Raw genomic sequence first — 15892 nt, forward strand, 5'->3', positions numbered from 1 at the left:
AATTTTAGAGGGGTTCGGAGACCTCAGACCTCGTCGCGCGTCAGCGCCAGCAGGCGGTCCAGGACGCGGGGCCCGCCCGCACGTACGCCGTCGTGCTCGAACTCGTCCGTCACCCAGGTGCGCAGGCCGCGAATCGCCCGTGCCGTGCGCAGGGAGTGTTCGGCGTCCACGTACATGTCGTCGTGGTAGACCGCGGCGGCGATCGGCACCTCGTTGGCGGCGAGGCGGGCGGGGTCGTACAGCGGCTGCCAGTCGGTGCGGGCGGCCAGATGCTCGGCGGTCTCGCGCAGCGGGCGCAGCGCCGGGTCGGTCTCGAATGTCCAGGGGTGCACGGATTCGCCGGTGAACAGCAGCGGTCCGTCGTCCGCGAGGGTCTTGGCCGCGTCGAACTGCGGGAACTCGCCGCGCACCCGTTCGGCGGACCAGGCGGTGGGGCGGTCGCCCTGGGCGTAGCAGGCCTCGTGGACGAGCGCGTACAGCGGGTGGCCGGCGTACGACAGGAGGCCCTGGACGTCCTCCTGGAAGGCGTCGGAGAGGGCCGGGCCCTGCGGGGTGCGGACGAAGGCCTCCTCCAGGAGGTAGTGGAGGCGGTGGCTGCCCTCGCTGCCGCCGAGGACGATGCCGAGCGACTGGAAGGCCTCGACGGTCAGGCGGTAGCCGCCGTTCAGGACCGGCTCGTGCTGGAGCAGGTAGTCCGCGATCTGGCGGGCCCGCTCGACGTCCTGCGGGTAGCGCGCGTAGTGCGCGGCGACCTTGCGCTCGATGCGGGGGTACGCGGCCCGGTAGACGTCGTCCGCGTGCCCGTCGAGGGTGGGCAGCCCGCCGGTGATCACGGCGGCGCGCAGTCCTTCCGGCGCGGTCGACAGGTAGTGCACCGCGCAGAAACCGCCGAAGCTCTGGCCGAGGACGGTCCAGGGGGCGCCGCCGGTGAGCCGGGGCCGGATGGCCTCGCAGTCGCGGACGATGGAGTCGGCGCGGAAGTGCGTGAGGTAGTCGGCCTGTTCGCGCGGGCCGCCGCGCAGCGGGAGGGTCTGCCGGTTGGCGGGCGTGGAGTGGCCGGTGCCGCGCTGGTCGAGAAGCAGCACCCGGAACTCCTTCAGCGCGCGGCCGAGCCAGGCCTGCTTGCCGACGAAGCGGTTGGCGCCGAAGCCGGGGCCGCCTTGGAGGTAGACCAGCCAGGGAAGGTCCTGCTGCGCTTTGTCGGCCCTGTCGCTCGCGACGACCTCACGGGCGAACAGCTCGATGCTCTCCCCCGCCGGGTCGTCGTGGTCGAGGGGCACGGTGAAGCGGTGGTCGGTGAGGACGACACCGGGCTGGCGGTAGCTGACGGTCAACAGGGCTCCCGAGACGAACGGATTCCAGGCTGCGTCCCAGTTGAGCACATGTTCCGCGGGCGGCGGAGCCCGGGGATCAAGAAAACTTACTGAACACCGGCTCAGCCCGCTCGCCGGCGGGGGCCGCCCGGCAGCCCCTGCTCGCACTGAACCGGCGGTCAGCGCGCCGACAGACTGGAGCGGCGCACCACCAGCTCCGGCTGGAGCACGACCCGCCGGTGCTCGTGCGGCGCGGGCGCGGTCTCCGCCTCGATCTCCTCAAGGAGCAGCTCGGCGGCGAGGGCTCCCATGGTCACGGCGGGCTGGCGTACGGAGGTGAGCGGGACGGCCGCGGCGGCGGCGAACTCGATGTCGTCGTAGCCGACGATCGCGAGGTCGTCGGGTACGCCGACCCCGGCCGCGTACATGGCCTGCAGGACGCCGAGGGCGAGCAGGTCGTTGGCACAGAAGACGGCGGTGGGGCGCTCGGCGAGGCCGAGCAGCCGGGCTCCGGCGTCGCGCCCCGCGGCCACGTCGAGCCGCTCGGTGGGCAGCTCGCGCAGGCAGTCCGGGCCGAGTCCCGCCTCGGCCAGGGCGTTCAGGGCGCCGGTGCGGCGGTCCCTGACCTGGTTGAGTCCGGGCGGCCCGCTGACGTACGCGATGGAGCGGTGACCGGCGTCCACGAGATGCCGTACGGCGAGCGCGCCGCCGGCCACGTCGTCGACCGAGACGGAGCACTCGGTGGTGCCCTCGGCGACCCGGTCGACCAGCACGAACGGGATGCCGTTGCGGCGGAACGCCTCGATGTTGCGCCCGCTCGCGTCGGTGGGCGTCAGCAGCACCCCGCGCACCCGCTGCTCGGCGAAGAGCGACAGATAGTCGGCCTCCTCGCTGGAGCTCTGCGCGCTGTTGCAGACCATCACGCCGAGCCCGGTGTCCCGCGCGGCGCGCTCGGCGCCCCGCGCGACGTCCACGAAGAACGGGTTGCCCATGTCGAGGACGAGCAGGCCCATGATCCGGCTGCGCCCGGCCCGCAGCTGTCGCGCGGATTCGCTGCGGACATAGCCGAGCCGGTCGATGGCGGACAGCACCCGCGCCCGGGTCTCGGAGGCGACCGAGTCGGGGCGGTTGATCACGTTCGAGACCGTACCGACGGAGACTCCGGCGGCACGGGCGACGTCCTTGATACCCACCGACTGGGCCATCGGGCGGGAACCTCCAGGGAAACGAGAAGCGGCGGGCGCGGCCCTCACACTACCCGCGTGAGGGCCGCGCCCGGTGGTCACGAAGGCAACTTGAAATCGACGACGTGCAGGGCCGACGGCGTCGTACCGCTGGACTTCTCCTGGTACATGAATGACAGCGTTCCATCCTGCGAGACGCGCATCTCGTCGATCACGACCTCACCGAAGGCGTTGAGGGCGCTGCCGTCGTAGAGGAGCGCCCAGTCGGTGTACCCGGACGACTTCGAGGCGCCGGCGATCCGGCCGAACGGCATGATCGCGTACGCGTTGTCGTACTTGTCGAGGACCAGCTTGGTGCGCTGGCTGGAGTTCAGGGCGATCGGGATCTCCGTCTTGGTCCAGGTGCCGGAGGAGTTCTTGCGGACGTGGAAGGCGCGCCCGTTGGCCGTCCGGTCGGTGACGTAGTTGGTCGTGCACTGGCCGAAGCGGCCGGGTACGTAGCTGATGATCGCGTGCGGCAGGCCGGTGGAGTCGGTGGCCTGGCTCTCCTGGTTCATCAGGGAGTGGTCGGGGTTGAGGGAGTCGATGACGAGTCCGCTGTCGGTGACGGCGACGGTGTCCGACGCCCCGGTGGTGCCGACGAGGGTGCCCGCGTCGTTGCGCCAGGTGCGGCCGCGGTCGGTGGAGTAGACGTAGCCCGTGTCGTGGTTGGTGATGCCGCCGCTGTTGCACATCACGGCGGCGTTCTGCTCGCGCCAGGTGAAGAAGGAGTGCAGCCGGCCGTTGACGTCGTAGTCGATGCCGTGCAGATACATGTTGCGGACGGTGCTGGAGCCGTGCGAGCTGGTGTACGTACCGGTCGAGCTGGACCACTCCCCGAGAGCCGTCCAGGACGAACCGTCGTACTCCGCGAGGGCGTTGCGGCCGTTTCCGGAGATGCCGACGCGATAGCTGAGCTGGAGCTTGCCCTCCGGTGTCGAGATGAACTGCGGATAGGTGAACTGCGTCGTGAGCGCGAGGCCGTCGAGGGTTGTCTGTACGGAGCCGAAGACGGCGGAGGTCCAGCTGGTGGAGGCCGGGTTGTCGAGCAGGCCCGCCACCGACTTCACGTAGAAGAAGCCGTCGCTGTGGGAGTCCATGTTGAGGTGCAGCCGGCCGTCGGTCTTCGACACGCCCATGGAGATGACGTTGTGCGAGTCGGAGCTCTTGAGCGTGTGCGCGAGGGTGACCGTCGACCAGCTCGACGCGCCGAGCACCCGGCGGGCGACGACCGCGCTGCGGTCGGTGGTGTACCAGGCCGCGTACTGGTAGCCCTTGTAGGTCAACAGCCCGTTCTTCTGGAACGAGTTGTTGTTGACCAGGCCGTCGTAGGACACGAAGAACAGGGCCTGGGCGTCGAGTTGGGTGGTGCCGGTCAGCGTGACGGACGGGCCGGGGTCGGCCGCCCGCGCCGTACCGGCTCCCAGACCGGGGCCTGCCACCGCGCCCAGCAGTGCCGTCGTGAGCAGTGTGCGTCGTCTCATCGTGCGGAGCTCCTGGTCAGGCTAGATGGAACACTTCGGTGAGGGGCTTCATGGCTTCGTCGGGTCTGGCGCCGTCCAGCGACTCGAAGAACGGCGCCATCTCCGCCTGCCAGCGGGCGTTGATGCCGGTGGCCTCCATGCCTGCCTGTGCGGCCGCGAAGTCCTCGGTCTCCAAGTAGCCGACCAGCAGGCCGTCTTCGCGCAGGAAGAGCGAGTAGTTGTGCCAGCCGGTGGCGGAGAGCGCTTGAAGCATCTCGGGCCACACGGCGGCGTGCCGCTCGCGGTACTCGTCGAGGCGGTCCGCACGGACCTTCAGCAGAAAGCACACACGCTGCATCAATGACCCTCCGGGCCCTACAAGGTGAACGTCTAGAAGTTGAACTGGTCGATGTTCTTCGCGTTGAACACGGTCGGCTTGCCCAGGCTGATCACGCCGTCCTTGCCGATGGTGAAGGAGCCCATGTCACCGGCCTTGAAGGTCTCGCCCTCCTTGCCGGTGATCTGCCCCGAGGACAGCGCCACGGCGGTCCGCGCGGCCAGCTCGCCCAGCTTCGCCGGGTCCCACAGCTCGAAGCCGTCGACGGTGCCGTTCTTGACGTACTTGCGCATGTCGTTGGGGGTGCCGAGGCCGGTCAGCTTGACCTTGCCCTTGTACTTGGAGCCGGACAGGTACTGGGCCGCCGCCTTGATGCCGACGGTGGTCGGGGAGATGATCCCCTTGAGGTTCGGGTGCTCCTGGAGCAGGCCCTGGGTCTGCTGGAAGGACTGCTGGGCGTCGTCGTTGCCGAACGCGACCTTGACCAGCTTGACGTCCTTGTACTTGGAGCCCTTCAGCTCGTCCTTCATGAAGTCGATCCAGGTGTTCTGGTTCGTCGCGGTCTGCGCGGCGGAGAGGATCGCTATCTCGCCCTTGTAGCCGATCTGCTCGGCGAGCAGCTGCACCTCGGTACGGCCCAGGTCCTCGGCGCTGGCCTGCGACACGAAGGCGTTGCGGCACTCGGGCTTGGTGTCCGAGTCGTACGTGACGACCTTGATCTTGTTGGTCATGGCCTGCTTGAGCGCCGTGCACAGGGCGCCCGGGTCCTGCGCGGAGACGGCCATCGCGTCGACCTGCTGCTGGGTGAGCGTGTTGACGTAACTGACCTGGCCGGAGGTGTCGGTGGCGCTGCTCGGGCCGACCTCCTTGTACGTGGAGCCCAGCTCCGTCAGGGCCTTCTCGCCGCCCTTGTCCGCGGAGGTGAAGTAGGGGTTGTTGACCTGCTTGGGCAGGAAGCCGACGGTCAGGCCCTTCTTGGTGGCCGCGTTCGGGTCGGCCTTGCCGGTCGCGGCGGCCGAGCCGCCCTCGTCCTTGACGTCGTTCTTGGTGGTGCCGCCGCAGGCGGTGGCGGCCAGGGCGAGCGAGGTGACGGCGGCGAGCGCCGCGCAACTGCGACGGATCGATGACTTGCGCATGGCGGGGTCCTTTACCGGGGATGAGTGGGTGCGCCCCGAAGGGGCGCGGGGAACTGCGCGACCAGCCACGGACGGCCGGCGGCTTTTCGAACGGCCGATCCAGCGGAGCGCTTACGCGGCTTTGCGGCCCGCCCTTGCCAGGGAGATCTGCCGCGCGACCCGGGGGCCGAGCACGGAGACGACGAGCAGCACGCCGGTGACGACGATCTGCGACTGCGCGGAGACATTCAGGAGGCTCATCACGTTCTGCAGCGCGCCGAGCAGGAAGACTCCCGCGATCGCGCCGCCGAGCGTGCCCTTGCCGCCGTCGAAGTCGATGCCGCCGAGCAGCACGGCCGCGACGACGGAGAGTTCGAGGCCGGTGGCGTTGTCGTAGCGGGCGCTGGCGTAGTGCAGCGTCCAGAAGACGCCGGTCAGGGAAGCCATGACGCCGGTGGCGACGAAGAGGATCAGCTTCTGCCGCTTGACGCGGATGCCGGCGAACCGGGCGGCCTCCTCGTTGGCGCCGATCGCGAAGGCCGAGCGTCCGAACGGGGTGGCGTGCAGTACTACCACGGCGATGGCCAGCAGCACCAGGAAGGGCAGGAAGGCCTGCGGGAGGAAGGTGTTCCCGAGGCGTCCGGCCGCGAAGTCCAGGTACTGGGTGGGGAAGTCGGTCACCGAGTCCTGACCGAGCACGATCTGCGCGATGCCACGGTAGGCGGCGAGCGTACCGATGGTGACGGCCAGCGACGGCAGCCCGAGCCGGGTCACCAGCAGACCGTTGACCAGCCCGCACACCACGCCGAGCAGCAGGCACAGCGGGATGATCGACTCGATCGACATGCCCTGGTTCCACAGGGCGCCCATCACCGAGCCCGACAGGCCTGCCGTGGAGGCGACCGAGAGGTCGATCTCACCGGCCACCACCAGCAGGGTCATCGGCAGGGCGACCAGCGCGATCGGCAGGGTGTTGCCGATCAGGAACGACAGGTTGAGGGCGTTGCCGAAGCCGTCGACGAAGCCGAAGGAGAACAGCAGCAGGACGATGAGGAGGGCGCCCACGACCGTGTCCCAGCGGACGGCGCGCGCGAGAGCGGAGTCAGCCATGGCGGGCGTTCCTCTTCTTCAGGGCGGAGGCCACGCGCAGCGCGACGATCCGGTCGACCGCGATGGCGAGGATGAGCAGGATGCCGTTGATGGCGAGCACCCAGACGGAGCTGACGCCGAGGGCGGGCAGCACACTGTTGATGGAGGTCAGCAGCAGTGCGCCGAGGGCCGCGCCGTAGACGCTGCCGGAGCCGCCGGTGAAGACGACACCGCCGACCACGACCGCGCTGACGACGGTGAGTTCATAGCCGGTGCTGGTGCTGGAATCGACGCTGCCGAACCGGGCGAGATACATCGCGCCCGCGAGTCCGGCGAGCCCGCCGCAGACGACGTACGCGGTCAGGATCCGCTTGCGGACCGGGATGCCGGCGAGCCGGGCGGCCTCGGGGTTGGAGCCCAGCGCGTACAGCTCTCGGCCGCTGCCGAAGTGCTTGAGGTAGTACGCGGTGACCAGCAGCACCGCCAGGGCGATCAGGGCGAGGTACGGGACGGCCGAGATGCCGCCGGAGCCGAAGTCGACGAAGCCGCCCGGGAGGTCGGCCGCCGTGATCTGCCGGGAGCCGACCCAGATGGAGTCGATGCCGCGGATGATGTAGAGCGTGCCGAGGGTGACGACGAGCGCGGGCACCTGACCGAGGCTGACGAGCAGCCCGTTGACCAGTCCGCAGCCGACGCCGAGCAGCACCGCGAGGAGGACGGCCACCACGGGGTTTCCGCCGCCCTGCAGATAGGTGCCGGCCGCGAAGGCGCTGATGCCGAGCGTGGAGCCGACCGACAGGTCGACGTTCCGGGTGATCACCACCAACGACTGGCCGGTGGCGACCAGCACCAGGATGGTCGCGTTCAGCAGCAGGTCCTTGATGCCCTGTTCGGACAGGAACTGGCTGTTGCCCATCTGGGTGATGGCGATCATCACCAGGAAGACGACCAGGATGGCGAGTTCACGCATCTTGAAGACGCGGTCCACCAGCCGGGTGCCGCTCGACCTGGGCACCTCGGCGGCGGGAGCGGGGTTGGGCGCGGTCACCGTCATACGGCGGCCCTCCGGGGGATGTTCGGGGTCATACGGGCAGCCCTCTCCATGACTGTCATGCGGCGGCCCTCCCGGTGGCTGCGGCCATCACGGTTTCCTCGGTGGCTTCGGAGCGCGGAATCTCGGCGGTGAGCCGACCCTCGTGCATCACGAGCACGCGGTCGGCCATGCCGAGGATCTCGGGCAGGTCGGAGGAGATCATCAGGACGGCCACCCCGTCGGCGGCCAGCTCGCTGAGCAGCCGGTGCACCTCGGCCTTCGTACCGACGTCGATACCGCGGGTCGGCTCGTCGACGATCAGCACCTTGGGGCCGGTGGCGAGCCACTTGGCGAGGACGACCTTCTGCTGGTTGCCGCCGGAGAGCGTGGAGACGGTGTCGGCGATCCGGGCGTACTTCACCTGGAGCTTGACCGCCCAGTCGAGGGAGCGGCTGCGTTCGGCGCCGCGGTCCATCAGGCCCGCCTTGACCGTCGTACGCAGCCCGGTCAGGCCGATGTTGCGTTCGATGGACATGTCCATCACCAGACCCTGGGCGCGCCGGTCCTCGGGGACGAGGGCGAGCCCGGCGGCCATGGCCGTGGAGGGCGCTCCGTTGGTCAGCGTTGTGCCGTCGACCTCGACCTCACCTGCATCCCAGCGGTCGACGCCGAACACGGCCCGGGCGACCTCCGTGCGCCCCGCGCCGACGAGTCCGGCGAGACCGACGATCTCGCCGCGCCGGACGTCGAAGGAGACGTCGGTGAAGACGCCCTCGCGGGTCAGCCGGCGCACGCTCAGGGCGACCTCGCCCGCCTCGACGTCCTGCTTGGGGTAGAGCTCGTCGAGGTCGCGGCCGACCATCCGGCGTACCAGGTCGTCCTCCGTCATGCCCTCCAGCGGCTCGCTGGAGATCCAGGCGCCGTCCCGCAGGGTCGTGACCCGCCGGCAGATCTGGAAGATCTCCTCCAGGCGGTGCGAGATGAACAGCACCGCCGAGCCCTGCTCGCGCAGGGCGCGGACGACGCCGAAGAGCCGGGCCACCTCGCTGCCGGTCAGGGCGGCGGTCGGCTCGTCCATGATCAGAACGCGGGCGTCGAAGGAGAGCGCCTTGGCGATCTCGACGATCTGCTGGTCGGCGATGGACAGACCGCGCGCCGGACGGTCGGGGTCGAGTTCGACGCCGAGGCGCTTCATCAGGGCGGCGGTCGCCGCGTGGGTGGCCTTGTGGTCGATCCGGCCGAACGCCCGCCGGGGCTGACGGCCCATGAAGATGTTCTCGGCGATCGACAGATCGGGGAAGAGCGTGGGCTCCTGGTAGATCACCGCGATGCCCGCGTCGCGGGCGTCGGCGGGACCGTGGAAGACGGTGGGTTCGCCGTCCAGCAGCACCTGACCGGCGTCCGGTCGGTGCACGCCGGCGAGCGTCTTGATGAGGGTCGACTTGCCCGCGCCGTTCTCTCCGGCGAGCGCGTGCACCTCGCCGGGAAACAGTTCCAGGGACACGTCCCGCAAGGCTCGTACGGCGCCGAAGGACTTCGAGATGTCCTTGAGCGCCAGCACGGGGGCCGGTCCCGTATCGGACGGGTGGGTCATGAGGGGCTCCTCGACGACGCCGGCAGGACTGCCCTCACAGCGTCGTGAAAGGTTTCAATTGGGTTGCCGGGACGTTAGGCAGGTCACCCAGGTCGCGTCAATGGGTTCGTGTCGAAATTTTTCGATGCCCGACGGTCACAACCGAGTCACGGTCAACGGCCTGCGCCGCAGGGGTTGACAGCCCTTCGGGGGGCTCATAGCTTCGGCTCCTGAATCGTTTCAGAGTGAGCTTTCAAGAAGCCCTTTCACATTCGAAGTCGTAGGAGCCCCGAAGTGACCGAGCTCGCAGCGGTGAAGACCGCGCTCAAGACCCAGGCCGTCGAGACGCCGTCATGGGCGTACGGGAACTCGGGAACCCGTTTCAAGGTGTTCGCTCAACCCGGAGTGCCGCGCGATCCCTTCGAGAAGCTGGACGACGCCGCGAAGGTGCACGAGCTCACCGGGGCGGCGCCGACCGTCGCCCTGCACATCCCCTGGGACAAGGTCGACGACTACGCGGCCCTGGCGAAGTACGCGGAGGACCGCGGCCTGAAGCTGGGCACGATCAACTCCAACACCTTCCAGGACGACGACTACAGGCTCGGCTCCATCTGCCACCCGGACGCGGCGGTGCGACGCAAGGCCATCGACCATTTGTTCGAGTGCGTCGACATCTTGGACGCGACGGGGTCCAAGGACCTGAAGCTGTGGTTCGCGGACGGCACGAACTATCCCGGGCAGGACGACCTCCGTGAGCGCCAGGACCGGCTCGCCGAGGGTCTGGCCCAGGTCTACGAGCGGCTCGGGGACGACCAGCGGATGCTGCTGGAGTACAAGTTCTTCGAGCCCGCCTTCTACTCGACGGACGTCCCCGACTGGGGCACGGCGTACGCGCACTGCCTCAAGCTCGGCGACAAGGCGCAGGTCGTCGTCGACACCGGACACCACGCGCCCGGCACCAACATCGAGTTCATCGTCGCCACGCTGCTGCGGGAGGGGAAGCTCGGCGGGTTCGACTTCAACTCGCGGTTCTACGCCGACGACGACCTGATGGTGGGGGCCGCCGATCCCTTCCAGCTGTTCCGGATCATGTACGAGGTGATCCGTGGGGGTGGGTTCACGCCGGATGTGGCCTTCATGCTCGACCAGTGCCACAACATCGAGGCGAAGATCCCGGCGATCATCCGTTCCGTCATGAACGTCCAGGAGGCCACGGCGAAGGCGCTCCTCGTCGATCGTTCCGCGCTCGGCGAGGCCCAGCGGAGCGGGGATGTGCTGGCGGCGAATGCTGTGCTGATGGATGCGTACAACACTGACGTGCGGCCGCTACTGGCCGAGGTCCGCGCCGAGCTCGGGCTGGACCCGGACCCGGTTGCCGCGTACCGCCGCTGCGGGTGGGCGGAGAAGATCGCCGCGGAGCGGGTGGGTGGGCAGCAGGCGGGTTGGGGGGCGTAGCGGGCTGCATCGCGTCTGCCGGGTGACGCCGGTTGCAGGCTGCGGGCCGGATGTGGCTGGTCGCGCCCACGCGGCGGAGCCGCATGACGACGCAGCCCCGCGCCCCTGAAGGGGCGCTCCCCTCGGCCCGCGGCTGAGATATCCACCCTCTTGATCTACTAAGGACTGAGAACACCATGGCAACCCATCCCGAGGCCGCCGCTCTGCTGGCACGGTCGCACCGGCTCGGCGCCGACCCCCGTAACACCAACTACGCCGGTGGCAACGCGTCCGCGAAAGGCACCGATACCGATCCCGTGACCGGTGGTGATGTCGAGCTGATGTGGGTCAAGGGGTCGGGCGGTGACCTCGGCACGCTCACGGAGGCGGGGCTGGCCGTGCTGCGGCTGGACCGGCTGCTGGCGCTGAAGGACGTCTACCCGGGTGTCGAGCGCGAGGACGAGATGGTCGCGGCGTTCGACTACTGCCTGCACGGCAAAGGGGGCGCGGCGCCGTCCATCGACACCGCGATGCACGGTCTGGTGGACGCGCCGCACGTCGACCACCTTCACCCCGACTCCGGGATCGCGCTGGCCTGCGCGGCCGACGGGGAGAAGCTGACCGCCGAGTGCTTCGGTGACAGCGTGGTGTGGGTGCCGTGGCGCCGGCCGGGCTTCCAGCTCGGCCTGGACATCGCGGCGGTCAAGGAGGCCAACCCGCAGGCGATCGGCTGTGTCCTGGGCGGGCACGGCATCACCGCGTGGGGCGCGACCGCCGAGGAGTGCGAGCGCAACTCGCTGCACATCATCCGCACCGCAGAGGCGTTCCTGGCCGAGCAGGGGAAGGCGGAGCCGTTCGGGCCGGTCGTCGAGGGGTACGAGGCCCTGTCCGAGGCCGAGCGCCGGGAGCGGGCCGCGGCCCTCGCCCCGTACATCCGGGCCATCGCCTCCCAGGACCGCCCGCAGGTCGGTCACTTCACCGACGCGGACGTCGTCCTGGACTTCCTCGCCCGCGCCGAGCACCCGCGGCTCGCCGCGCTCGGCACCTCCTGCCCCGACCACTTCCTGCGGACGAAGGTCAGGCCGCTCGTCCTCGACCTGCCGCCGGCCGCCGACCTGGACACGGCCATCGCCCGGCTGAACGAGCTGCACGGCGAGTACCGCGAGGAGTACGCCGCCTACTACCAGCGGCATGCCCTGTCCGACTCCCCCGCGATGCGCGGCGCCGACCCGGCGATCGTGCTCGTGCCCGGTGTCGGCATGTTCTCCTTCGGCAAGGACAAGCAGACCGCGCGCGTGGCCGGCGAGTTCTACGTCAACGCCGTCAACGTGATGCGCGGTGCCGAGGCCGTCTCGGCATACGCGCCGATCGAGGAGTCGGAGAAGTTCCGGATCGAGTACTGGGCTCTTGAGGAGGCCAAGCTCCAGCGGATGCCGAAGCCCAAGCCGCTCGCGACGCGGGTGGCGCTGGTGACGGGCGCGGGCAGCGGCATCGGCAAGGCGATCGCCGAGCGGCTGGTGGCCGAGGGCGCGTGCGTGGTGGTCGCGGACCTGAACGGGGAGAACGCCGACGCGGTCGCCTCGGCCCTCGGCGGTCCCGACAAGGCCGTCGCCGTCACCGTCGACGTGACCTCCGAGGAACAGATCGCCGAGGCGTTCAAGGCGGCGGTGCTGGCCTTCGGCGGGGTGGACCTGGTGGTCAACAACGCGGGCATCTCCATCTCCAAGCCGCTGCTGGAGACCACCGCGAAGGACTGGGACCTCCAGCACGACATCATGGCCCGCGGCTCCTTCCTCGTCTCGCGCGAGGCAGCCCGGGTGATGACCCGGCAGGGCCTCGGCGGCGACATCATCTACATCGCCTCCAAGAACGCGGTCTTCGCCGGCCCCAACAACATCGCCTACTCCGCGACCAAGGCCGACCAGGCCCACCAGGTGCGCCTGCTGGCCGCCGAGCTGGGCGAACACGGGATCCGGGTCAACGGCGTCAACCCCGACGGGGTCGTGCGCGGCTCGGGGATCTTCGCGGGCGGCTGGGGCGCGCAGCGGGCGGCGACGTACGGCATCGAGGAGGAGAAGCTGGGCGAGTTCTACGCCCAGCGGACCATCCTCAAGCGGGAAGTGCTGCCGGAGCACGTCGCGAACGCGGTGTTCGCCCTGACGGGCGGAGAGCTGACGCACACCACGGGCTTGCACGTCCCGGTCGACGCCGGCGTCGCCGCCGCGTTCCTTCGGTGACGCGGGTGACGCGGGTGACACGGAGACTCAATTGACTGCTCCCCTCCCTGAAGGGAGAGGAATCCTGGCTCAGGCTGCCTCCTGGAGCAGCGCTCCGGGAGGTCTCACGCCCTCGACACCAGCCGGGTTCAGACCAGCCCGGACGAGCATCACGCGGGCGGAGTTCTTGTCCCTGGGGGACACGGTTCCGCACGCGGTGCAGGTGAAGGTACGTTCCGAAAGAGGAAGTGCGTGCTTGGTTCTCGCTCCGCACGATGCGCAGTCCATGGTGGTGTGCGCGGGGTGCACGAGGCGGACGTCCCGCCCGTGCTTGCGGCCCATCTCCAGCAGGGCCTTCTTGGTGGCGCCGATGGCGGCGTCGGCGGCCTTGCGGGCCATGGTGGTTCTGGCGAGGAATTTTGGGCGGAAGTCCTCCACGGCGATCGCGTCGTGGTCGGTCACGACACCCTTGGCCCACTTACGGCCGGTGTCCTGCCGCTGCCGGGCGACGTTCTTGTACGCCTTCGCCCGCAGCTTCTTCGCTTCGCGGTAGCCCTTCGACGCAGCCTGTCCCTTGGCGGGTTTGCGGCGGGCCATCATCCGGTCGTACCGCGACAGTTTCGCCTTGGCCTTCCGGCCGTGCTGGGCATGGGGGAGGTCATGAGCGTCCGAGGTGGTGGTGGCGGTCTCCTTGACGCCCCAGTCGATCCCGATCACGCGGCCGGTTGCGGGGAGCGGCTGGGCTTGGGCGGGGACAACGAAGGAGGCGTACCAGTGGCCGACGCTGTCGCGGTACACGCGCACGCTGGACGGGGCGGCGGGCAGCTCGCGCGACCACACCACGGTCAGGGCGATGCCGCCCGCGAGGTACAGGCGGCCGTCCTTCAGCCGGAACCCGCGCTTGGTGTAGTTGAGTGTCGGGTCGGCCTCGCGCTTCTTCTTCCACTTCGGCATCCCGGCCCGCTGCCGCTGCGGCAGGCGTTCCCTGATGTCCTTCTGCGCCTTCGCGCGGGACTTGCCGAAGTCCCGGATGATCTGTTGCTGCGGAACACTGGCACCCTCCCGCAGCCACGGCGTTCTCGCGCGGGCATCGGTCAGCATCATGTCGAGCTGGGCCGGACCGCAGGTCTGCCTGTCCTCGGGGGGCGCCTTGTTGTGCGCGTGCACGGCCTGGGACTTGGCCACGCACTCGTTCCACACCCACCGGCACCGGTCCCACTCCGCAAGCAACCGCGGGCGAGCGGTCGACGACACGCGGAGCCGGTAGGTGTACCGGGCATGCCCGATACCCTCCACCGCCGCTGGTGTCGTCATGACACCAAACTACCACTACGATTCGGGACATGACCGATGAAGTACGCATCACGCTCAGACTGCCCGCCGACCTTCATGCCTGGCTGGCCGCTCAGGCCAAGTCCGCCCGCAGGTCCCTCAACTCCGAGATCGTGTACCGCCTGGAGGGCGAGCGCACCACCGTCGAGCCAGACAGCGAATCGCCCTGACGGCGATTCACCTTTCCCCGCCCTGCTCCGCAGAGGTCCGATCCCTCCCCGACCTGAAGGCCGGCGCATCCTCGGAGGAACCCGGTGACGGCTGCGAAGTCGTACGCCGCGGTCGACCTCGGCGCGTCCAGCGGACGCGTCATGGTCGGCCGCGTCGGCCCCGACACCCTGGAACTCACCGAGGCGCACCGCTTCCCCAACCGCCCGGTGCGTGTCCCCGAAGGCCTGCGCTGGGACATCCTCTCCCTGTACGCGGGCGTCCTCGACGGTCTGCGCGCGGCCGGGCAGGTCGACTCGGTCGGCATCGACAGCTGGGCCGTGGACTACGGCCTGCTGGACGCCGACGGGGCGCTGCTCGGCAACCCGGTGCACTACCGCGACGCCCGCACGGAGGGCGTCGCGCAGAAGGTGTGGGCCACCGTGCCCGCCACCGAGCTGTACGCGGCGACCGGGCTCCAGTACGCCCCGTTCAACACGCTGTACCAGTTGACGGCGGCCCGCCATTCGGCACAACTCGCTTCCGCCGAGCGCCTGTTGCTCGTCCCGGACCTGCTGACGTACTGGCTCACGGGCGAGGCGGGCACCGAGCTCACCAACGCCTCGACCACCCAGCTGATCGACCCGCGCACGCGCGACTGGTCGTACGACCTGGCGACGCGGCTCGGCATCGACCTCAAGCTGTTCGCGCCGCTGCGCCGCCCCGGCGACCCGGCGGGTCTGCTGCTCCCGCACGTGCTGGAGGAGACCGGGCTGACCGGTCCGGTCCCGGTGACCACGGTCGGTTCCCACGACACCGCCTCGGCGGTGGCCGCCGTGCCCGCCACCGGGGAGCGGTTCGCGTACATCTGCACCGGCACCTGGTCCCTGGCGGGCCTGGAGCTGGACGCGCCGGTGCTCACCGAGGCGAGCCGGGCGGCCAACTTCACCAATGAGCTGGGCCTCGACGGCACGGTCCGCTATCTGCGGAACATCATGGGGCTGTGGCTGCTCCAGGAGTGCGTACGGGAATGGGGACACCCCGACTTGGGGGATCTCCTGTCGGCCGCCGCCGAGGTCGCGCCGCTGCGGTCCGTCGTGGACGCGGGCGACGCGGCGTTCCTGGCACCGGGCCGGATGGTGTCCCGGATCGCCGACGCCTGCCGGGAGTCGGGGCAGCCGGTGCCCGAGTCGCCCGCCGAGGTCACGCGCTGCATCCTCGACTCCCTCGCGCTCGCCCATCGCCGGGCGGTCACCGAGGCCCAGTCGCTCGCCGGCCACCCGGTCGACGTCGTGCACATCGTCGGCGGCGGCACCCGCAACGCCCTGCTGTGCCAACTGACCGCCGACGCCTGCGGCCTGCCGGTCGTGGCGGGTCCGGCGGAGGCGGCCGCGCTGGGCAACGTCCTCGTCCAGGCCCGGGCCCACGGGCTGGTGGGCGACCGCGCGGAGATGCGTGAACTGCTCGCCCGTACCCAGCCGTTGCGGCGGTACGAGCCGCGGGGTGACACGGCGGCCTGGCGGGCGGCCGAGGCGAGGCTCGCCCCGTAATGAACCGCGAGGCGCGTACGCGGCGGTGCGCGGTGTCTCCCGTACCGCGCACCGGCCGCGTAGTCTG

General features: G+C 69.9%; 13 protein-coding genes. 4 read left to right on the plus strand and 9 right to left on the minus strand.

Translation table 11 applies throughout. The features are described from left to right. Positions 1–23: 23 nt before the first annotated feature. From OIC96_RS03865 to OIC96_RS03900, 8 genes are all read right to left on the minus strand, one after another. A complete protein-coding gene (locus OIC96_RS03865) occupies positions 24–1334 on the minus strand; it encodes an alpha/beta fold hydrolase (RefSeq protein ID WP_330309292.1) in 1311 nt (436 codons plus the stop codon). A 158-nt stretch (positions 1335–1492) separates the two neighbouring features. Then, positions 1493–2518 (minus strand): LacI family DNA-binding transcriptional regulator, encoded by a 1026-nt coding sequence (locus OIC96_RS03870; RefSeq protein ID WP_330309291.1) that lies wholly within the window; start codon positions 2516–2518, stop codon positions 1493–1495. A 77-nt stretch (positions 2519–2595) separates the two neighbouring features. Next, a complete protein-coding gene (locus OIC96_RS03875; protein ID WP_330309290.1) occupies positions 2596–4020 on the minus strand; it encodes a BNR repeat-containing protein in 1425 nt (474 codons plus the stop codon). A gap of 16 nt (positions 4021–4036) precedes the next feature. Continuing rightward, positions 4037–4357 carry an L-rhamnose mutarotase gene (locus tag OIC96_RS03880; RefSeq protein WP_330309289.1) on the minus strand — a complete coding sequence of 107 codons (321 nt, stop codon included), beginning with the start codon at positions 4355–4357 and terminating at the stop codon, positions 4037–4039. A 32-nt stretch (positions 4358–4389) separates the two neighbouring features. Next, positions 4390–5472: a rhamnose ABC transporter substrate-binding protein gene (rhaS, locus tag OIC96_RS03885; RefSeq protein ID WP_330309288.1), complete on the minus strand. Its 1083-nt coding sequence runs from the start codon at positions 5470–5472 to the stop codon at positions 4390–4392. A gap of 111 nt (positions 5473–5583) precedes the next feature. Further along, positions 5584–6561 carry an ABC transporter permease gene (locus OIC96_RS03890; protein ID WP_330309287.1) on the minus strand — a complete coding sequence of 326 codons (978 nt, stop codon included), beginning with the start codon at positions 6559–6561 and terminating at the stop codon, positions 5584–5586. Then, positions 6554–7594 carry an ABC transporter permease gene (locus tag OIC96_RS03895; protein WP_330309286.1) on the minus strand — a complete coding sequence of 347 codons (1041 nt, stop codon included), beginning with the start codon at positions 7592–7594 and terminating at the stop codon, positions 6554–6556. Before OIC96_RS03895 ends, OIC96_RS03890 begins: the two co-directional genes overlap by 8 nt. A 55-nt stretch (positions 7595–7649) precedes the next feature. Beyond that, positions 7650–9167, minus strand: coding sequence for a sugar ABC transporter ATP-binding protein (locus OIC96_RS03900; protein ID WP_330309285.1), 1518 nt, complete (start codon positions 9165–9167; stop codon positions 7650–7652). A 273-nt stretch (positions 9168–9440) separates the two neighbouring features. On the opposite strand from OIC96_RS03900, the gene rhaI reads away from it, so the two are divergent. Together rhaI and OIC96_RS03910 are read left to right on the plus strand one after the other, a co-directional pair. Continuing rightward, positions 9441–10601 (plus strand): L-rhamnose isomerase, encoded by a 1161-nt coding sequence (gene rhaI / locus OIC96_RS03905; RefSeq protein ID WP_330309284.1) that lies wholly within the window; start codon positions 9441–9443, stop codon positions 10599–10601. 176 nt (positions 10602–10777) lie between these two features. Beyond that, positions 10778–12817, plus strand: coding sequence for a bifunctional aldolase/short-chain dehydrogenase (locus OIC96_RS03910; RefSeq protein ID WP_330309283.1), 2040 nt, complete (start codon positions 10778–10780; stop codon positions 12815–12817). A gap of 69 nt (positions 12818–12886) precedes the next feature. Here the strand turns inward: OIC96_RS03910 and OIC96_RS03915 are convergent, their stop codons facing one another. Then, complete coding sequence (locus OIC96_RS03915; RefSeq protein WP_330309282.1) at positions 12887–14110, minus strand: RNA-guided endonuclease InsQ/TnpB family protein; 1224 nt, start codon at positions 14108–14110, stop codon at positions 12887–12889. 29 nt (positions 14111–14139) lie between these two features. On the opposite strand from OIC96_RS03915, the gene OIC96_RS03920 reads away from it, so the two are divergent. Both OIC96_RS03920 and OIC96_RS03925 read left to right on the plus strand, forming a co-directional pair. Further along, positions 14140–14298 carry an Arc family DNA-binding protein gene (locus tag OIC96_RS03920; protein ID WP_330309281.1) on the plus strand — a complete coding sequence of 53 codons (159 nt, stop codon included), beginning with the start codon at positions 14140–14142 and terminating at the stop codon, positions 14296–14298. Positions 14299–14439: 141 nt separating this feature from the next. Continuing rightward, entirely contained in the window at positions 14440–15825 is a 1386-nt protein-coding gene (locus tag OIC96_RS03925; protein ID WP_330310395.1) for a rhamnulokinase, read from the plus strand. The last annotated feature ends 67 nt before the right edge of the window (positions 15826–15892 follow it).

It is taken from the genome of Streptomyces sp. NBC_00775 (genome assembly GCF_036347135.1).
GTDB lineage: Bacteria > Actinomycetota > Actinomycetes > Streptomycetales > Streptomycetaceae > Streptomyces > Streptomyces lutosisoli.

Excerpts from the sequence above, each read along its gene's own strand:
- OIC96_RS03880 (WP_330309289.1), bottom strand. The coding sequence starts at position 4,357 with ATGCAGCGTGTGTGCTTTCTGCTGAAGGTCCGTGCGGACCGCCTCGAC.
- rhaS (WP_330309288.1), bottom strand. The coding sequence starts at position 5,472 with ATGCGCAAGTCATCGATCCGTCGCAGTTGCGCGGCGCTCGCCGCCGTC.
- OIC96_RS03870 (WP_330309291.1), bottom strand. The coding sequence starts at position 2,518 with ATGGCCCAGTCGGTGGGTATCAAGGACGTCGCCCGTGCCGCCGGAGTC.
- OIC96_RS03875 (WP_330309290.1), bottom strand. The coding sequence starts at position 4,020 with ATGAGACGACGCACACTGCTCACGACGGCACTGCTGGGCGCGGTGGCA.
- OIC96_RS03925 (WP_330310395.1), top strand. The coding sequence starts at position 14,440 with ATGGTCGGCCGCGTCGGCCCCGACACCCTGGAACTCACCGAGGCGCAC.
- OIC96_RS03920 (WP_330309281.1), top strand. The coding sequence starts at position 14,140 with ATGACCGATGAAGTACGCATCACGCTCAGACTGCCCGCCGACCTTCAT.
- OIC96_RS03915 (WP_330309282.1), bottom strand. The coding sequence starts at position 14,110 with ATGACGACACCAGCGGCGGTGGAGGGTATCGGGCATGCCCGGTACACC.
- OIC96_RS03910 (WP_330309283.1), top strand. The coding sequence starts at position 10,778 with ATGGCAACCCATCCCGAGGCCGCCGCTCTGCTGGCACGGTCGCACCGG.
- OIC96_RS03900 (WP_330309285.1), bottom strand. The coding sequence starts at position 9,167 with ATGACCCACCCGTCCGATACGGGACCGGCCCCCGTGCTGGCGCTCAAG.
- OIC96_RS03890 (WP_330309287.1), bottom strand. The coding sequence starts at position 6,561 with ATGGCTGACTCCGCTCTCGCGCGCGCCGTCCGCTGGGACACGGTCGTG.
- OIC96_RS03895 (WP_330309286.1), bottom strand. The coding sequence starts at position 7,594 with ATGACGGTGACCGCGCCCAACCCCGCTCCCGCCGCCGAGGTGCCCAGG.